At 66.6% G+C, this 15,338-nt stretch carries 16 protein-coding genes; 5 read left to right on the top strand and 11 right to left on the bottom strand.

The window, feature by feature from the left end; translation table 11 throughout:
* Nucleotides 1-94: 94 nt before the first annotated feature.
* Entirely contained in the window at nt 95-1,903 is a 1,809-nt protein-coding gene (locus KTR40_RS15750) for a glycoside hydrolase family 15 protein (protein ID WP_139030392.1), read from the bottom strand.
* Between the two features lie 80 nt (nt 1,904-1,983).
* On the opposite strand from KTR40_RS15750, the gene KTR40_RS15755 reads away from it, so the two are divergent.
* Complete coding sequence (locus KTR40_RS15755; protein WP_139030393.1) at nt 1,984-2,715, top strand: DUF72 domain-containing protein; 732 nt, start codon at nt 1,984-1,986, stop codon at nt 2,713-2,715.
* 67 nt (nt 2,716-2,782) lie between these two features.
* Complete coding sequence (locus tag KTR40_RS15760) at nt 2,783-3,889, top strand: App1 family protein (protein ID WP_139030394.1); 1,107 nt, start codon at nt 2,783-2,785, stop codon at nt 3,887-3,889.
* Between the two features lie 62 nt (nt 3,890-3,951).
* Here the strand turns inward: KTR40_RS15760 and KTR40_RS15765 are convergent, their stop codons facing one another.
* From KTR40_RS15765 to KTR40_RS15780, 4 genes are all read right to left on the bottom strand, one after another.
* Nucleotides 3,952-5,529, bottom strand: a complete 1,578-nt coding sequence (locus tag KTR40_RS15765) for a glycoside hydrolase family 1 protein (RefSeq protein WP_139030395.1) — start codon at nt 5,527-5,529, stop codon at nt 3,952-3,954.
* 83 nt (nt 5,530-5,612) lie between these two features.
* Nucleotides 5,613-5,990, bottom strand: a complete 378-nt coding sequence (locus KTR40_RS15770) for a hypothetical protein (RefSeq protein WP_139030453.1) — start codon at nt 5,988-5,990, stop codon at nt 5,613-5,615.
* Nucleotides 5,991-6,039: 49 nt separating this feature from the next.
* Nucleotides 6,040-6,363, bottom strand: a complete 324-nt coding sequence (locus KTR40_RS15775) for a J domain-containing protein (protein WP_139030396.1) — start codon at nt 6,361-6,363, stop codon at nt 6,040-6,042.
* A gap of 60 nt (nt 6,364-6,423) precedes the next feature.
* A complete protein-coding gene (locus KTR40_RS15780) occupies nt 6,424-6,849 on the bottom strand; it encodes an Hsp20/alpha crystallin family protein (protein ID WP_139030454.1) in 426 nt (141 codons plus the stop codon).
* Between the two features lie 136 nt (nt 6,850-6,985).
* Here KTR40_RS15780 and KTR40_RS15785 point away from each other — a divergent pair, with 136 nt between their 5' ends.
* Nucleotides 6,986-7,309 (top strand): MerR family transcriptional regulator, encoded by a 324-nt coding sequence (locus KTR40_RS15785; RefSeq protein ID WP_139030397.1) that lies wholly within the window; start codon nt 6,986-6,988, stop codon nt 7,307-7,309.
* A 39-nt stretch (nt 7,310-7,348) separates the two neighbouring features.
* Here KTR40_RS15785 and KTR40_RS15790 read toward each other — a convergent pair whose 3' ends face one another.
* Nucleotides 7,349-8,155: a phosphatase PAP2 family protein gene (locus tag KTR40_RS15790; RefSeq protein WP_228404343.1), complete on the bottom strand. Its 807-nt coding sequence runs from the start codon at nt 8,153-8,155 to the stop codon at nt 7,349-7,351.
* Between the two features lie 136 nt (nt 8,156-8,291).
* On the opposite strand from KTR40_RS15790, the gene KTR40_RS15795 reads away from it, so the two are divergent.
* Nucleotides 8,292-9,404 (top strand): DNA alkylation repair protein, encoded by a 1,113-nt coding sequence (locus KTR40_RS15795; protein ID WP_228404344.1) that lies wholly within the window; start codon nt 8,292-8,294, stop codon nt 9,402-9,404.
* Here the strand turns inward: KTR40_RS15795 and KTR40_RS15800 are convergent.
* From KTR40_RS15800 to KTR40_RS15810, 3 genes are all read right to left on the bottom strand, one after another.
* A complete protein-coding gene (locus KTR40_RS15800) occupies nt 9,401-11,197 on the bottom strand; it encodes a S8 family serine peptidase (RefSeq protein ID WP_228404346.1) in 1,797 nt (598 codons plus the stop codon). The genes KTR40_RS15795 and KTR40_RS15800 overlap by 4 nt on opposite strands.
* A 180-nt stretch (nt 11,198-11,377) precedes the next feature.
* Complete coding sequence (locus KTR40_RS15805) at nt 11,378-12,253, bottom strand: NAD(P)-dependent oxidoreductase (RefSeq protein ID WP_228404347.1); 876 nt, start codon at nt 12,251-12,253, stop codon at nt 11,378-11,380.
* Nucleotides 12,254-12,309: 56 nt separating this feature from the next.
* Complete coding sequence (locus KTR40_RS15810) at nt 12,310-12,903, bottom strand: adenylate kinase (RefSeq protein WP_139030402.1); 594 nt, start codon at nt 12,901-12,903, stop codon at nt 12,310-12,312.
* 299 nt (nt 12,904-13,202) lie between these two features.
* Between KTR40_RS15810 and KTR40_RS15815 the strand changes: the two genes are divergently transcribed.
* Nucleotides 13,203-13,946, top strand: coding sequence for a GAF and ANTAR domain-containing protein (locus KTR40_RS15815; RefSeq protein WP_139030403.1), 744 nt, complete (start codon nt 13,203-13,205; stop codon nt 13,944-13,946).
* A 144-nt stretch (nt 13,947-14,090) separates the two neighbouring features.
* Here KTR40_RS15815 and KTR40_RS15820 read toward each other — a convergent pair whose 3' ends face one another.
* The gene (locus KTR40_RS15820) at nt 14,091-14,927 is read right to left on the bottom strand and encodes an alpha/beta fold hydrolase (RefSeq protein WP_228404348.1); all 837 of its coding nucleotides are present in this window, start codon (nt 14,925-14,927) and stop codon (nt 14,091-14,093) included.
* Nucleotides 14,928-15,066: 139 nt separating this feature from the next.
* Complete coding sequence (locus KTR40_RS15825) at nt 15,067-15,264, bottom strand: hypothetical protein (RefSeq protein WP_139030405.1); 198 nt, start codon at nt 15,262-15,264, stop codon at nt 15,067-15,069.
* Between the last annotated feature and the right edge of the window lie 74 nt (nt 15,265-15,338).

A 15,338-nucleotide genomic window follows, 5' to 3' on the forward strand; every position in this document is an offset into this window, starting at 1 on the left:
TCACCGCGTCGTGCTTTGTTGGAGCACTCCATGAGGTGTTAGTAAGTATACTTATCTATTCTGCGAAGGAGAAGCCACCCCTGGCCGCGCCGCCTCAGCGCGGTTCCGCTGACTCCGGCGGAATGGGGGTGTCACTCCGGCGAACGGTATCCTGATGAAGCTCCAAGGCGCTAGTCACAAGCGCGAAGTGGCTGAATGCCTGCGGCGTATTGCCCAGCTGCCGCCCGGCCTTCACGGCCCATTCCTCGCTCAGCAGGCCGACGTCGTTCCGCAGGTCCAGCAGCCGCTCGAAAAGTTCCCGCGATTCCTCGTGCCGGCCCGCGCCCAGCAGCGCCTCCACCAGCCAGAAGGAGCACGCAAGGAAGACGCCCTCGTCACCCGGCAGGCCGTCGTCGCTCTCCTCCGGGCGGTACCGCAGGACGAACCCGTCCTGCGTGAGGTCGCGCTGGATCGCCTCGATGGTTCCGATCACCCGCGGGTCATCGGGCGGCAGGAACCCCACGCGCGGGATCAGGAGGAGGCTGGCGTCCAGCCCGGACCGGCCGTAGGACTGCACAAACGTGTTGCGGGAAGCGTCGAACCCGTTGGCCATGACGTCCTGGTGGATGGTGTCCCGCAGCCTTTCCCAACGCTCGGCCGGCCCCGGCAGGCCGGATTCCCGGACGCCTTTCACCATCCGGTCCGCAGCCACCCAGGCCATAACCTTCGAGTGGGTGAAGTGGCGGCGCGGGCCCCGCATTTCCCAGAGGCCGTTGTCCGGCTGGTCCCAGATGGTCTCCAGGTGCTCCATGAGGGCAAGCTGGACATCCCAGGCCTCGTCCGGATGCGTCAGCAGCGAATTCCGGGTCAGCGCGAGGCAGTCCAGCACTTCGCCCCAGACGTCAAGCTGCAGCTGCTCCGCCGCTCCGTTGCCGATGCGGACCGGGGACGAATTTTCGTAGCCCTTCAGCCAGGGCAGCTCCATCTCCGGCAGGCGGCGCTCGCCGTGGATGCCGTACATGATCTGCAGGTCCGCGGGGTCGCCGGCCACCGCCCGGAGCAGCCAGTCCCGCCAGGCGGCAGCCTCCGCCGTATAGCCGGCGGCCAGGAGCGCCTGAAGCGTCATGGTGGCATCCCGGAGCCAGCAGTAGCGGTAGTCCCAGTTGCGCGGGCCGCCCAGCTGCTCCGGCAAGGATGTGGTCACGGCCGCGACGATGCCGCCCGTGGGGGCGTAGGTCAGCGCCTTCAGCGTCACCAGGGAGCGCAAAACCGCGTCCTGGTACTTCCCCTTGACGGTGCACTGGGAAGCCCAGCCGCGCCAGAACGCGGTGGTGGTCCCCAGGACTTCCTCGGCGTCCACGGTGTGCGGCCGGGCCACATGGCTTGGCGCCCAGGTGAGCACGAACGGAACGCGCTCCCCGGCGCTGACCGTGAAGTCGCTGACGGTGTGCATGTTCTCGCTCTGGAGGGGCGCCGGCGTTACGAAATAGACCGCGTCCGGGCCGGCGATGGCGTGTAGCCCCAGCTCATCCCGGCGGACCCACGGGATGATGTGGCCGTAGTCAAAGCGGAGGACCAGCTCACAGTGCATCGGCACGCTGCCGCTGACGCCCTCAACGATGCGGACGATGTCTGCCACGGAGTCGCGGGGCGGCATGAAGTCGATGACCCGCACAGTCCCCTCGGGTGTTTCCCACTCCGTTTCCAGCACCAGCGTGCCTTCACGGTAGCCCCTCCGGGTGCATGGCCCGCCGCTTTGGGGCGCCAACAGCCAGCGGCCGGCCTCGGGCGTGTCCAGCAGGGAGTTGAAGCAGGCCGGCGAATCGAACCGGGGAAGGCACAGCCAGTCGATGGAGCCGTCCTTGCTGACCAGGGCCCCTGTTTGAAGGTCGCCCACCACCGCGTAATCTTCAATGCGCGCCATGTCCTTACCCTGCCACAGCCGTCCCGAAAAGGAAGGGCATCCACCGGTGTAGCCTGAAAGAACGCCCCACGGGAGGAACTATGGCAATCCACATCGGCACCTCCGGCTGGAGCTACGACCACTGGGAAAACGTCCTCTATCCGCCTAAATTGCCCGTCAGGGACAGGCTGGCCCACTACGTCTCCCGCTTCAGCACGGTCGAACTCAACGCCAGCTTCTACCGCTGGCCCCGTGACACCACGTTTGCGGGCTGGAACCGGCGCCTGCCGCACGGCTTTACCATGTCCGTCAAGGCTCCCCGCGGGCTGACCCACGCCCGGAAGCTGCACCAGCCGGAGGTGTGGCTGGAGCGGATCGAGCGGTGCTGGCATGAGCTCGGTGACAAACGGGCGGTCCTCCTGGTGCAGCTGCCGCCCGGGATGGAACGCGATGACGCCCGGCTGGACTACTTCCTGGCCTCGGTACCGGAGTGGATCCGGGTGTCCGTGGAGTTCCGGCACCCGAGCTGGGACTGCCCAGAGGTGTACGCCCTGCTGGAACGGCACCGGGCCGCCTACTGCATCATGAGTGGAGCCAACCTCCCCTGCATCCTGCGGACCACCGCCCCGTTCACGTATGTGCGCCTGCACGGCCCCGACCACCAGCACCTCTATGCAGGCTCCTATTCTGACGCTGACCTGCACTGGTGGGCGGACCGCATCCGGGAGTGGGCCAGCAGCGGCCTGGACGTGTATGCGTATTTCAATAACGACGGCGGCGGCAACGCAGTGCGCAACGCGGAGACCCTGCGCTGGATCCTTGGGGAAGGGTGACGTCACGGAGCGACGGCAAGGGGCCGGGAGTGGCCCCGACCGGTGCAGCCTGTGGCAGAGTGGTCCCATGGACACGGCTCCCCAGACCCCGCCAGAGCATGCAGCAGCGCCCACGGCCCAGAGCAAGACGGACCACACCCAGCTCTACGGAAACCAGGTCTTCAGGCTTGCTCACCGGATCTCCGATGCCGTCAACACGGTGCGCATCCAGGTGGCCAAACGCTGGAAGTTCGTTCCGCAGACCATCGCCTACCAGGGCTACGGCTCAACCAGCATGGTGCGCGTGCTGGGCCGGGTCCTGCTGACCCAGAAGCCGCTGCCTGGCAGCAAGGCCGAACACGCGGCGCAAAACGGCAACCAGAACGTGCGCGGCTGGCGCGCCTTCACCAGCGTTCCCCTGCAGTTCACCGACGTCGAAATCACCATCGGCGATGTTGTCACCCATGTCCGGGCTGACCGCGGCGGACTGATCGACACCGAGGTCAACGTGCGGCTCGAGCCGGGCTGGCACACGGCGGTCCTGCGGGCCGAGGGCACGGAACCGGTTGAGGCAAAGATCCGGGTCATTGCCCCGGACGTCAAGTTCGGCATCGTTTCCGACATTGATGACACGGTCATGGTCACTGCCCTGCCCCGGCCTTTCCTGGCCCTCTGGAACACGTTCGTCCTCAGCGAGCGGGCCCGCATGGCAACCCCCGGGATGGCGGTCCTGCTGGACCGGCTGACCATCGAACACCCGGACGCGCCGGTGATCTACCTGTCCACGGGGCCGTGGAACGCCGCCCCCACCCTGGCCCGCTTCCTGTCCCGGAACATGTACCCTTCCGGGGCCCTGCTGCTGACCGACTGGGGCCTGACCCAGGACCGGTGGTTCCGGAGCGGCCAGGACCACAAGCACCGCAACCTGGAACGGCTGGCCAAGGAATTCCCCGACATGCGCTGGCTCCTGATCGGCGACAACGGCCAGCACGACGAAGCCATCTATTCCGGCTTCGCCCAGGAGAACCCGGACAAGGTAGCCGCGATCGCCATCCGCCAGCTGTCCATCAGCGAGTCCGTGTTCGCCGGCGGCCACTCGGAGGACGGCGACCACACGGCATCCCAGGTGCCATGGATCTACTCACCGGACGGGGCGGGCATCGCCAAACAGCTCGCCACGCTGGACCTGCTCTGAACCTGCGCTGAACCGGCCCTCACGGGACCTACCCGCCTTGGACCTGCCTGCGCTGGACGTTCCTAGGCGCTGGCACCCAAAGCCGTGACGTCGTCGTCGGGCGCGTCCGCTCCAACAACGTCGGTGCCGATGACGTCAACGTCAATGGTGTCGGCCGCCATGGCCTCCGCGATTGCGGCGCCCGCAGCAGCGGCCAGGTCACGCTCCTCGATGAGTTCCTGGAGCCAGAAGTAGGATGCTTTGGGCGTGCGCTCCAGGGTTTCGAAGTCCACGTGCAGGAGCCCGAAGGGCTGGTTGTAGCCCGCGGACCACTCGAAGTTGTCCATGAGCGACCAGACGTAGTAGCCCCGCAGGTCCACCTTCTCCGCCTCTCCGCCCGGGGCTGTTGCCCGCAGGGCAGCCTCCAGGTGGTCCGAAAGGTACTTCAGCCGGCGCTCGTCCGGGATGAACCTGGTGTTGGTGGACTTGTCCCGGACGATGATGTCCTCGAAGCTGGCACCGCCCTCGGTGAGGATGACCGGCGGGAGATTGGGGTACCGCTCCCCCATCTCCTTCAGGGCCACGGCCATGTATTCAGGCTTCACGGGCCAGCCGTAGGAGGTGATGTCCGCTTCCGGCCAAGTCTCCACATGGAAGGGCGTTCCGCCGCTGCCGGCCGCGCTGAGGTCGCTGCCCATGGCCTCGGCCATGCTCGCCGGCACGGCACCGCCGCCCGGCCCCACAGCCACCTTGGTGGGCATGTAGTAATTGAGCCCGTAGAAGTCCAGGGGCTGGGAGATGAGCTCCATGTCCTCCTCTGGATGCTCGAACGAGCTGAAGAACTTGGCGGCCCGGATGAGGTCCGGATACTTTCCGGTGAGGACGGGATCGGCGTAGAGCCGGTTCTGGGCAAGGTCCATCAGTCCCGCGCTGATGTAGTCCAGCGGGTTGATGGAGTTCGGAACCATGGGCGAGTAGACGTTGGTCATGCCGATCTCGCCCGGCACCTTGGCGGCGCGCAGTGCCTGTACCGCCAGGCCGTGCCCCAGCAGCTGGTGGTGGACCGTGGGGAACGCGGCCAGGAGCAGTTCCTTGCCGGGCGAGTGCAGGCCGAGGGTGTAGCCGTTGGTGCTGACCGTGGCTGGTTCATTGATGGTCACCCACCTGGCCACCCTGTCCCCGAATGCCTCTGCAAGGATCCCCGCGTACTCGCCCAGGCGGTAGGCGGTGTCCCGGTTCAGCCAGCCGCCGGCTTCATCCAGGGCCAGGGGCGTGTCCCAGTGGTAGATGGTGGCCATGGGGGAAATGCCGTTTTCCAGCAGCTCGTCCAGGAGCCGGTCATAGAAGTCCAGGCCCGCCTGGTTGGCCGGCCCGCGCCCGGTGGGCTGGATCCGCGGCCAGGCGAAGGAGAACCGGTAGGAGTCCACGCCCAGCTGCTTCATGAGGGCAACATCCTGGGGCATGCGGTGGTAGTGGTCGCAAGCCGTCACCGGGCTGTGGTTTTCGACGATGGCGCCGTCCTTGGCCGCGAAGACATCCCAGCCTGCAGGCCCGCGGCCGTCCTCGTCCAGGGCCCCTTCGATCTGGAAGGCTGCGGTGGCCACGCCGAGGGTAAATCCGGGCGGGATGAGTGCGGCGAGGTCTTTGGCGGTGATGTGCATGGGCGGGCCTTTTGTGACGGAGCGTGTGAGTACGTCTCAGGATTGCACAGCTGGCGGCAACTGACGAGCGGAACCTCCGGACGCTATTGGGTGCCGAACAGGAACTCCTTGGCGTGCGAGACTGCTTTGCGGAAGGCGTCGTTCCGGAGGGTCACCAGGTGCTCCGAATCGCCGTCGGCAGGTTCCAGGTAGCCGGTGTAGCCGGGCCGCAATACCCAGATGTCCCCGGCGGGCGGAAGGTAGAAAACCCCGAAGGACCGTTGCTGCTTTTCCTCCGCGCTCCAGACCGGCACAACGGCAAGTGCAGCGCCGGTGGCCGGATTGATCCACTGGGCACGGGGAAGCGGCTGCTCATGCGCCTCGGGGTCCAGGAAGGGGGCGGTGCCGGGGCCCCAGCGCTGTTCGAAGCGTTCGTGGAATGCCGGGATCAGGGGTGAGTCGTAGCGGCGCCACTCGCTCATTCGGTTCTCCGCCTCCTCGCGGTTGTCATCGTGTTTCATCCGCCCTGCATCAAGACCAGGGCCCGCTCTCCCACCGCACAGGAGTGACCCGGATGGCGGGTTCGGAGGAACCGCCACGGCTGCGGACCTTACGGACGGGTATGGCCTGCGCAGCAGCTGCTGCCAGCTGCCTGTCATAGGCGGCGCGCCGCTGGGGATCCCGCAGGACATTGAATGCCTGCATGATCTCCAGGAGCTCCCCCTCAGGCGTGGTGCCGCCGTCGACGTCCGGGTGGTGGCTGCGCATCAACGCCCGGTAGGCGCGCGAGATCTCCTGTTGGGTGGCGTGTGGCTGGACCCGCAGGGTGGCGTAGTAGTCGGGGGTGTTTGTCATGGCTGCAGGAATGCCGGGGCACGGGCAGCACCGGTTGTTGCCCGTGCCCGCCGGCTGTGGCTAGGTTCCGATCTGGTGCTTCTCGCTTTGCTCCGTCTGGATCTCGATCCTGCGCGGCTTGGCCTGTTCCGCCACCGGGATCCGCAGGGTCAGGACGCCCTGGTCGTAGCTGGCCTTGATGTTGTCAGTGTCCAGGGTGTCGCCGAGGATCAGCTGCCGGCTGAAGACGCCGCGGGGACGCTCGGAGGCCACCAGCTCCACATTGGGCTGCGTGGGGTCCTTGCGCTCCGCCCGGACCGTGAGGACGTTGCGTTCAACGTTCAGGTCCAGCGAATCAATCTTCACGCCCGGGAGATCGAACGCCACCACAAACTCGCCGTCCTCCTGCCAGGCGTCCATGGGCATGGCAGCCGGGCGGGCCGCGGTACCAAAGACCTGCTGCGTGAGCCGGTCCAGCTCACGGAACGGATCCGTGCGCATCAACATCATTTCCCACTCCTTCAGCTTTGTAGATGTAACCCGTGCCATATCCACAACCCTTAATCTATGGTGATGGATATAGATTTTTTATAGCACCCGTGGGAAACTGAGGCAAGACCACTGGACGGATTTTGGAGAACTTATGGCAAACCAGGAAGCCGGGCGGCCACCCGGCCCCAATAGCAGCAGCCGCGCGCTGTACGCCATCTCCGTTGCGGCCAAGTTGGCGGGGACCGGCCAGCAGAACATCCGGCTCTACGAGACAAAGGGCCTGCTGACCCCGTCGCGGACGTCCGGCGGCACACGGCAGTACAGCGACGACGACATTGCCGTCCTGCTGCGGATCGGCGAACTGCTTGAACAGGGCCTCAACCTTGCAGGCGTGGCCAAAGTACTGGAACTCGAGGCCGCCAACGTCAAGCTGCACCGGGCGCTGAAGCGGGCCCGGTCACGGCCGCCAGGCTAGGGCCCGGTCACAGCCGCCAGGCCAGAGCCCGGTTCCGGCTCAGTCCTTGGGCGAATCGGCCTTGGACAGCTCGCCGGTGATCCGCTCCCCCGGGATGCGGGCAGTGCGCCAGGTGTCCAGGGCTATGACTCCGCCGAGGATGATCAGCGAAAGGGACAAGGACGCGAGGGCATCGCTGAGCCAGTGGTAACCCAGGTACAGCCGGCTCACGGCAGCCAGGAAAATGCCGATCCCTGCACCCACGAAGCCCAGGACGGCGGCCCGGGGATTGCGGCGCCGGGAAAAGATCAGGAAGGCACCCACCAGGAGGAAGTCGCAGGCTCCCAGGACATGTCCTGAGGGGAATGAGAAGGTGTGGTCGATCCCGAACAGCATCTGCTCCACGGGCGGCCGCGAGCGCCGCACGATCTGGAGGATGACCTGGGAGACGATGACGCCGGTGACCATCGCGGATGCCAGCAGGATGGGCCGCCAGGCATGCTTCGCGGCGAACCCCCAGGCCAGGATCACCACCAGGACAATGATGGGCAGGGCAATCGGGCCGAAGACCACGGCAAGGACGATCATGATGACTGTCAGTGCCTGGGACCTCAGCCCGAGCAGCCAATCGCGAACGGGCACGTCGGCTGCGGACAGGCCGTCGGCCTGCACCACGCTGACCAGGGTGGCAATGAACAGGACGGTTCCCACCGCCGCCAGGATGATGGCCGCCCGGTACAGCCCGCGCCGGTCTGCGGGGTCCAGGTAGCGTTCCTCCACCACGAACTTGTCGTGGAAGGCACGCCATTTGCCGGTCTTTTGCCTGGTGGTTCCCGAACCTGCTGATCCCTGTTGTCCCACTGTCATGCCCGTCCCTGCGCCTTGAAGATTTGCCTAGGGTGAAGATTATCCCGGCTGGACTGCGTTGGCGCTGTCTGCCTGCAGTTTCCGGGCAGCCTCCTGCCAGCCGGGCCATGTCCTGCCCCCGCGGTAGCCTGTCTGCATGGGTGCCATGAACGAACTGATTGACGCGCCTGCCGTCAATTCCGTTGCCGCCATCCTGGCGGAGTCCGCTCCGGAGGTGCGGTGGGACCGCACGGCTGCCGCCGCCCACCTGCTGGGCGGACTCAACCTGCGCGCCAGGACTGACCTGGTGGCCCAGGCGTTGCAGGATGACATTGAGAACGTCCCGGGCGCGGGGTATACGACGGCGGCGGGCAGCTTCCGGGCCGCACTCGCCTTCCCGGAGTTCACAGGCTGGATCTTGTGGCCGGTGTCCGAGGCTGCCGCGGCACTTGCCGTCGCGTCCGGCTCCGGCAGGGACTTCGACGACGCCATGGCCCTGCTGGCGGAGTTGACGCCCAGGCTTACCAGTGAGTTCGCCATCCGCCGCCTCCTCCGCCAGGACCCGGACAGGGCACTGCCGATCATCCAGGTCTGGACGGCCCATCCGGACGAGCATGTCCGCCGCCTGGCCAGCGAGGGCACGCGCCCCTATTTGCCGTGGGCGGTGCGGGTCCCGGCCCTGGTCCAGCGGCCTGAGGCCACCCTCCCCATCCTCGGCTCCCTGTACCGCGACCCGTCCGAGTACGTGCGGCGGTCCGTGGCCAACCACCTGAACGATCTTGCCCGGCACGCGCCCTCGGCCGTGGTGTCCACTGCCCAGGACTGGCTCTCCGCCGCCGATGCCAATACGGGACGGGTGGTCCGCCACGGCCTTCGCACGCTCGTCAAAAAAGGACATCCCGGCGCCCTGGCGCTCCTTGGCTTCGCGCCGGCTCAGGTAGCGGTGGCCGGGCCTTACCTGGACCGGGATGTCCTGAATCTGCCCGGCGAACTGGCCTTCAGTTTCGAGATCACCAACACCGGCACGGAGGATGTGCGCTTGGCGGTGGATTACCTGATCCACTACCGCAAAGCCAACGGCAGCCATTCGGCCAAGGTTTTCAAGGCCTCAACGGTGGCCCTTGCACCCGGCGAGAGCAGGAGCCTGTCCAAACGCCATGCCTTCAGACAGATGACCACCCGGGTGCACCATCCCGGCCTGCATGCCTTGGAACTTCAGGTCAACGGCGCCGTGCACGGGCGCGTGGAGTTCATGCTCGAAACCGGCTAGTAGGAACCGGTGGTGAACTGCCAGGTCCGGCCGGTGAGCTGGTTCCCGGCCAGGTCCCGGACGGCCGTTCCGCCGCCGGTGACCGTCACGGTGTACTTGGTCTTGGCCGCCAGCGGCTGCTGGGGATCCAGGATCCACTGGTTGGTGGTGCCGTTCCTGAACACGCTGGCCGGAACCTGGGCTCCGGTGGCGGCATTCTTTACCGTAAACGTGGTTCCGTTGACGCCTTGGACGGCCTCGCTGAAAGTGACGCTGACGTTGTTGCCGCGGCGCACCAGCAGGGCGTTGCTGCCGGGAGTGTAGGCGGTGATGGCGGGGGCGGGGCCGGTGAGGAAGCTCCAGCTGGCGGAGGCCAGCGGGGTGCCGGCGCTGTCCCTGATGGCGGAGGTACCGCCAACCAGCGTGGCCGTGAAGGTGGTGTCCGCGGCAAGGGCGGCTGCGGGGTCCAGGGTTGCCGTCCGGGTGGTGGCGTTGTAGGAGACAGCGGCGGGGATGGTGGCGCCCGCAGCGTCCTTGAGCAGGAAGGTCCCGCCGCTCACGCCCTGCACAGCGGTGCTGAAGGTGGCCGTGATATTGGCGCCTGCCGCAACGGCAGTGGCATTGGCGCCGGGCGTCACGGCTGTGACCGTGGGGGCCGGTGCGGGTGCGGGAGCGGGTGCCGGTGCGGGAGCGGCCGCAGCGGAGTACAGCAGGCGGTTCGGCGTGCCGCTGGTGGCCCCCACCACCACCCCTGCCGTGGCGCTGGATGTGAGTGCGCCGGAGACCTGGGCGGGGGTGAGCGCCGGGTTCTGGGAGAGCAGTACGGCTGCTGCGCCGGCCACGTGCGGCGCGGCCATCGAGGTGCCGGACATTGACGCGGTGGCACTGGCGGACGTGTAGTACGCCGAGCTGATACCCACGCCCGGGGCGTAAAGGTCCACGCAGGGACCGAAGTTGGAGAAGGACGCCTGCCTGTCGGCGGAGTCGCTGGCAGCCACTGTCACCGCCGCCGGGACCCGTGCGGGGGAACTTCCGCAGGCGTCCACGGCGGAGTTGCCGGCGGCAACCACGGCGGCAACGCCGTCGTTCACCACTGACTGGATGGCGGTGTCCACTGCCGAGCTGGCGGCCCCGCCCAGGCTGAGGTTCACCACTGCCGGAGAACCTGCTGCGTGGTTCGCTGCCACCCAGTCCAAGCCGGCAACCACATCCGAGTTGTAGCCGGATCCGTTGCAGTCGAGCACCCGGACGGGAACGATCGTGGCGCTCTTGGCCACCCCATAGGTGGTCCCGCCCACGGTGCCGGCAACGTGCGTGCCGTGGCCGTTGCAGTCGCTGGAGCCCCGTCCGTCAGCCACAGCGGTCCATCCGGAAGCGATCCGCCCGGTGAACTCGGTGTGCGAGGCCAGAACGCCGGTGTCCACCACGTACGCGGTCACGCCTGCGCCCGAGGATGACCAGGAGTAGGAGCCGGAAAGCGGCAGCGCCCTCTGGTCTACCCGGTCCAGGCCCCAGGGTGCCGGCTGCTGGGTTTCGGAAATGCTGACCGGGGCGTCGGCTTCCATGGATACCACCCGGCCGGACTTCACGAGCGCTGCCGCCTGGGCAGGGTTGGCGGTGACCAGGGCGCCGCGGAAGGCGTGGGTGAAGGTCCGGCCGACGGCGAGGCCCTGGGCCCGCAGCCCGGCTGCCTCTGCGGCTACGTCGGTGCCGGCTGCGTACTGGACGATATAGCGTCCGGACGCTCCGGGATCAGCCGGCGCAACGGCAGCGGCGGGAAGGGCGGTGGCGGACAGGACTGCTGAGACCAGCACTGCGGCGGCGGGCAGCGCAAAGAAGGGAGTGCGAATTTTGGGGTCCTCGTTCGGCGTTTGCGGGCTGCGGGGGCAGGAGGTGCCCCCGCCCTACCAAAAGGATAGGAGCCCGCAACGCGCCGCCACGGGGTCTTTGCCCGATCCTGCGGCAACCCTTGGCGATTCCTGAGCCGGGCCGGTTCAGCCGGTTTTTGCACCGCCGGCGTTGGGTGAAACGTGCGTCCGCCACGTGTGTTCCGGCTCGAATCCGAGCAGCCGCCGCGCCTTGTCAATGGACAGCATGGTCTCGTGTTCGCCAAGGTCCTTGACCACCTTGACCCCCGGGAACACTTCCGCGGCAAGGCTTGCGCTGGACCGGCTCATGACGGTGTCCGCGTTGGCGATGATGAACGCCTCGAATCCCGGTTTCCCGTTCTCCAGCGCCCTTGCCACCGCCTGGGCACCGTCCCGGCCGTCGATGTAGCCCCACAGGTTCCATTTCCGGAGGGTCGCGTCGGAGTCGAACGAAGGGAATTTCCCGTAATCCGAGGCGTCCATGACGTTGGAAAACCGCAGCCCCACGATGCTCAGTTCCGGATCCCACCGCGTGAGTTCGGCAGCCATCTGCTCCTCAAGGTGCTTCACCAGGGAGTACGTGCTTTCGGGCCGGGCAGGGTATTCCTCATCCACCGGAATGTAGGGCGGGTCGACGTCGAACGGCAGTCCCAGCACGGTCTCGCTGGAGGCGTACACCACCTTCTTGATGCCGGCCCGGCGGGCCGCCTGGAAGACGTTGTAGGTGGACAGCATGTTGTTCTCGAACGTCGCGGCGTCAGGAATTATGCCAGGTGCCGGAATGGCACCCAGGTGCACCACGGCGTCGAACCCTTCGTGCCTGTCGTCCAGGCCCAGCAGGACGTCCAGGACCTGGCCGTAGTTGCGCAGGTCCACCACCACCAGGCCGGGGCTGCGCGCGCCCTCGCGGTCCAGGTTGAGGACCTGGTGGCCGTCCTCAGTGAGCCTGCGGACCACGTGCCGCCCGAGTTTTCCGCTACCGCCGGTTACCGCAATTCTCATCAGGTTTCCTTTTCCGTTTGTGGCTTGCGCCGGGTTTGCCGCGTGGCCGGTGGCGGTCAGCTGCCGCGCCGTGGGGTTCCAAGGAACTTTTCGACGGCGGCGATCGCCAGTCCGGTGATCTCACCGGGATCCCCGCTGCCGTTCACGGACACGAGTATTCCGCGCCCGGCGTAGACCGAGACTACTTCATGCGTCTCACGGTGGTAGAGGTCCAGGCGGCGCCGGAACACCTCCACCGTGTCGTCGGTGCGTCCCTGGTCCGCCGCGCGCCGCCGCATCCGTTCCTCCAGCAACTCGTCAGGGGCGGACAATTCGATCACCGCGTCCAGGGCGTATCCCTGGGAGGCAAGCATGTTGTCCAGCTCCACCACCTGGGGAGCCGTGCGCGGGTAGCCGTCCAGCAGGAATCCGGCCTGCAGGTCGCTGTCCAGGAGGCGGTCCTTGACCAGCGCGTTGGTGAGGTGGTCCGGGACGAAGTCGCCGCCGTCGAGATAGCTGGCAGCCTGGTTTCCCAGCTCAGTCTCCTCGCTGACGTTGCTCCGGAAGATTTCCCCGGTGGAGACGGCGGGGATGCCGAAGTGCCGTGCCAGCTGTTCCGCCTGGGTGCCTTTGCCGGAGCCCGGCGGGCCGATGATGAGCAGCCTGGTCATGATCCTGTCCCACTTCCTGCCCCGCCGGGGCGTGGCGGCCGCTGGTTTTACGCCCTGCCGCCGGGGCACCGGCGCTTGCTTCATTCTGCCGGTAACTTCCCGCCGGGCGCCAGAGAACCTCGAGTTCACGTGTGTCAACATGACGCTACCCCCTGCCGAAGGATGTATATACTTCTGGATATCGGTTTAGCAGCAGGCCGTTGGAAAGTTCTTCGATCCAGCGACCTTCACAGCCTGCCGGCACTGCGGTGGCTGCTGGAAGCCGCCGGGTTGTCCTGAGCGAATGGCACCAAAAAACCGTGGCCAGCGAGTCAACAGCAAAACCCGATACATCCATTACCGAGCACCTGCATGAGCTGGTCCTCAGCAGCCCTGACGTTGAGGACTTCCTCAATGAACTGGCACAGGTGTCCGCACGCAACCTTTCCGAGCCCGGCGACGAAATCATGTGCGCCATCACCCTGCTGCGGCAGCGCAAGGCCGCCACGGTGGCCAGCAGCAGCCCTGAGGCGAAGGCCATCGCGCAGCTTGAGTACGAGTTCAGCGAGACGCCCAGCCTGACGGCTTCCACCATGCAGGAGACCATCAACGTCCCGGACGCGCAGCATGACGGCCGCTGGCCCGAGTACTCCACTGCCGTCCTGGCCCAGGGCGTCCGCTCCGTCCTTGCCCTGCCCTTCCAGTTGGAGGGCGGAACAAAGGCCGCGCTGCTGCTCTACTCCCCCCGGCCCCACCGTTTTGAGTCCCGCATCGTTGAATTCGCCGAGGACTTCGTGGGCCAGACTTCCCTTGCCCTGCGGCTTGCGGTCCGGTTTGCCCACTACAGCGAGACGGCGGCAAACCTCCGCGCCACACTGGAGTCCCGCACTGTGATCGACATGGCCGTGGGGATCATCATGGCGCAGAACCGGTGCAGCCAGCAGGACGCCTTCGAGATCCTGAAGACGGCGTCCAGCACCCGCAATTCAAAGCTGCATGACGTTGCCGCCATAGTGGTCAACTCGCTGGGCCAGGGGCCGGCCCGGACACACTACGACGGATAGCTTTCACAGGCCCAACGCTCTCTCACTTAACGCGGCTTTTCACCCCACGCTCTTCCACTTAACGCGGCGTATCCCCCAACGGTCTATCACTTCCGGCGACGGCGGCCTCCCGCCGCCGTCGCCGGAAGTTTTTCCATGTGTGCCTTACTTGGCGAGGAAGCGCAGCAGGGCTTCGTTCACTTCGGCAGCGTGCGTCCACAGGAGGCCATGCGGGGCGCCCTCGATCTCCACGTACTCGGCGCTGGGCAGCGCCTTGGCGAAGAGCCTGCCCGTTGAATCGATGGGCAGGATGTTGTCCGCGGTGCCGTGGAGGATGAGTGCCGGAACGTCGATCTTGGGGATGTCTGCGCGGAAATCGGTGAGCCAGGTGGGCTGGGCCGCCACGGAAGCGGTGGCACCGGAGCCGGCGGCGAGGTTCCAGCTGGCATCGACTGCTTCCTGGCTGAGGCGAGGCGTACCCAGGAAGGTGTCGGAGTTGTAGAAGTTCTTGAAGAACTCGGTAAAGAACGCATACCGGTCGGCAGTGACGGCTTCCTTCAGCCCGTCGAAGACTTCCTGCGGAACGCCATCGGGGTTGTCATCGGTCTTGAGCAGGAAGGGTTCAAGCGAACCGAGGAAAGCTGCCCGCGCCACCCGGGCAGAGCCGTAGGTGCCCAGGTAGCGGGCCACCTCGCCGGTGCCCATGGAGAAGCCCACCAGCACGGCGTTGTTCAGGTCCAGGGTTGTCAGCACGGTGTTGAGGTCCGCGGCGAACGTGTCGTAGTCGTAGCCCTCCGTGGTCTTGCTCGACTTCCCAAAGCCGCGGCGGTCGTAGGTGATAACGCGGTAGCCGGCGTCCAGCAGGGCGGCGGTCTGCTTTTCCCAGGAGGAGCCGTCCAAGGGGTAGCCGTGGATCAACACGACGGGCTGGCCTGAGCCGTGGTCTTCGTAGTAAAGCTCGACGTCAGTGCTGTTTTCGGTTCCTACGGTGATGAAAGCCATCGCGGCGGGTCCTTTCGAGACTGTGGGATCGGCGCGCTGGCGGGTGCCACGGCACGCAGTTCCTACTCTAGGACGGTCCGCCACCCAGTCCAGCCCCGGCCGTGGAGCCCCACTGCTGCCCGGGCCCGCTGCGATCCCGCTACTGGGAAGGTTGCGGAAGCTCGCAGTTGACCTGCGGATTGGCTCCCATGTAGTTCAACGGGCCGGCGGCGATGGTGATGGCGATGGTGCCAGCCTCCGCACAGTTTCCGGGTGCTCCCCCGAAGTAGCCTCGCTGCCAGGCAGCGACGCCGCCGATGATCAGCCAGATGACAATCAGTGCTCCGATGATCCGCATGAGTCCTCCATTGGCCACGGCGGCGGGTGTGGATCAATTATGCGCCGTTGACCTCGAAAAATGCGAGAGCGAAG

The organism is Pseudarthrobacter sp. L1SW (assembly GCF_020809045.1).
In the GTDB taxonomy this organism is placed as follows: Bacteria; Actinomycetota; Actinomycetes; order Actinomycetales; family Micrococcaceae; genus Arthrobacter.

Coding starts and splice junctions, on each gene's coding strand:
- KTR40_RS15750 (WP_139030392.1), bottom strand. CDS start 1,903: ATGGCGCGCATTGAAGATTACGCGGTGGTGGGCGACCTTCAAACAGGG.
- KTR40_RS15755 (WP_139030393.1), top strand. CDS start 1,984: ATGGCAATCCACATCGGCACCTCCGGCTGGAGCTACGACCACTGGGAA.
- KTR40_RS15760 (WP_139030394.1), top strand. CDS start 2,783: ATGGACACGGCTCCCCAGACCCCGCCAGAGCATGCAGCAGCGCCCACG.
- KTR40_RS15765 (WP_139030395.1), bottom strand. CDS start 5,529: ATGCACATCACCGCCAAAGACCTCGCCGCACTCATCCCGCCCGGATTT.
- KTR40_RS15770 (WP_139030453.1), bottom strand. CDS start 5,990: ATGAGCGAGTGGCGCCGCTACGACTCACCCCTGATCCCGGCATTCCAC.
- KTR40_RS15775 (WP_139030396.1), bottom strand. CDS start 6,363: ATGACAAACACCCCCGACTACTACGCCACCCTGCGGGTCCAGCCACAC.
- KTR40_RS15780 (WP_139030454.1), bottom strand. CDS start 6,849: ATGTTGATGCGCACGGATCCGTTCCGTGAGCTGGACCGGCTCACGCAG.
- KTR40_RS15785 (WP_139030397.1), top strand. CDS start 6,986: ATGGCAAACCAGGAAGCCGGGCGGCCACCCGGCCCCAATAGCAGCAGC.
- KTR40_RS15790 (WP_228404343.1), bottom strand. CDS start 8,155: ATGACAGTGGGACAACAGGGATCAGCAGGTTCGGGAACCACCAGGCAA.
- KTR40_RS15795 (WP_228404344.1), top strand. CDS start 8,292: ATGGGTGCCATGAACGAACTGATTGACGCGCCTGCCGTCAATTCCGTT.
- KTR40_RS15805 (WP_228404347.1), bottom strand. CDS start 12,253: ATGAGAATTGCGGTAACCGGCGGTAGCGGAAAACTCGGGCGGCACGTG.
- KTR40_RS15810 (WP_139030402.1), bottom strand. CDS start 12,903: ATGACCAGGCTGCTCATCATCGGCCCGCCGGGCTCCGGCAAAGGCACC.
- KTR40_RS15820 (WP_228404348.1), bottom strand. CDS start 14,927: ATGGCTTTCATCACCGTAGGAACCGAAAACAGCACTGACGTCGAGCTT.
- KTR40_RS15825 (WP_139030405.1), bottom strand. CDS start 15,264: ATGCGGATCATCGGAGCACTGATTGTCATCTGGCTGATCATCGGCGGC.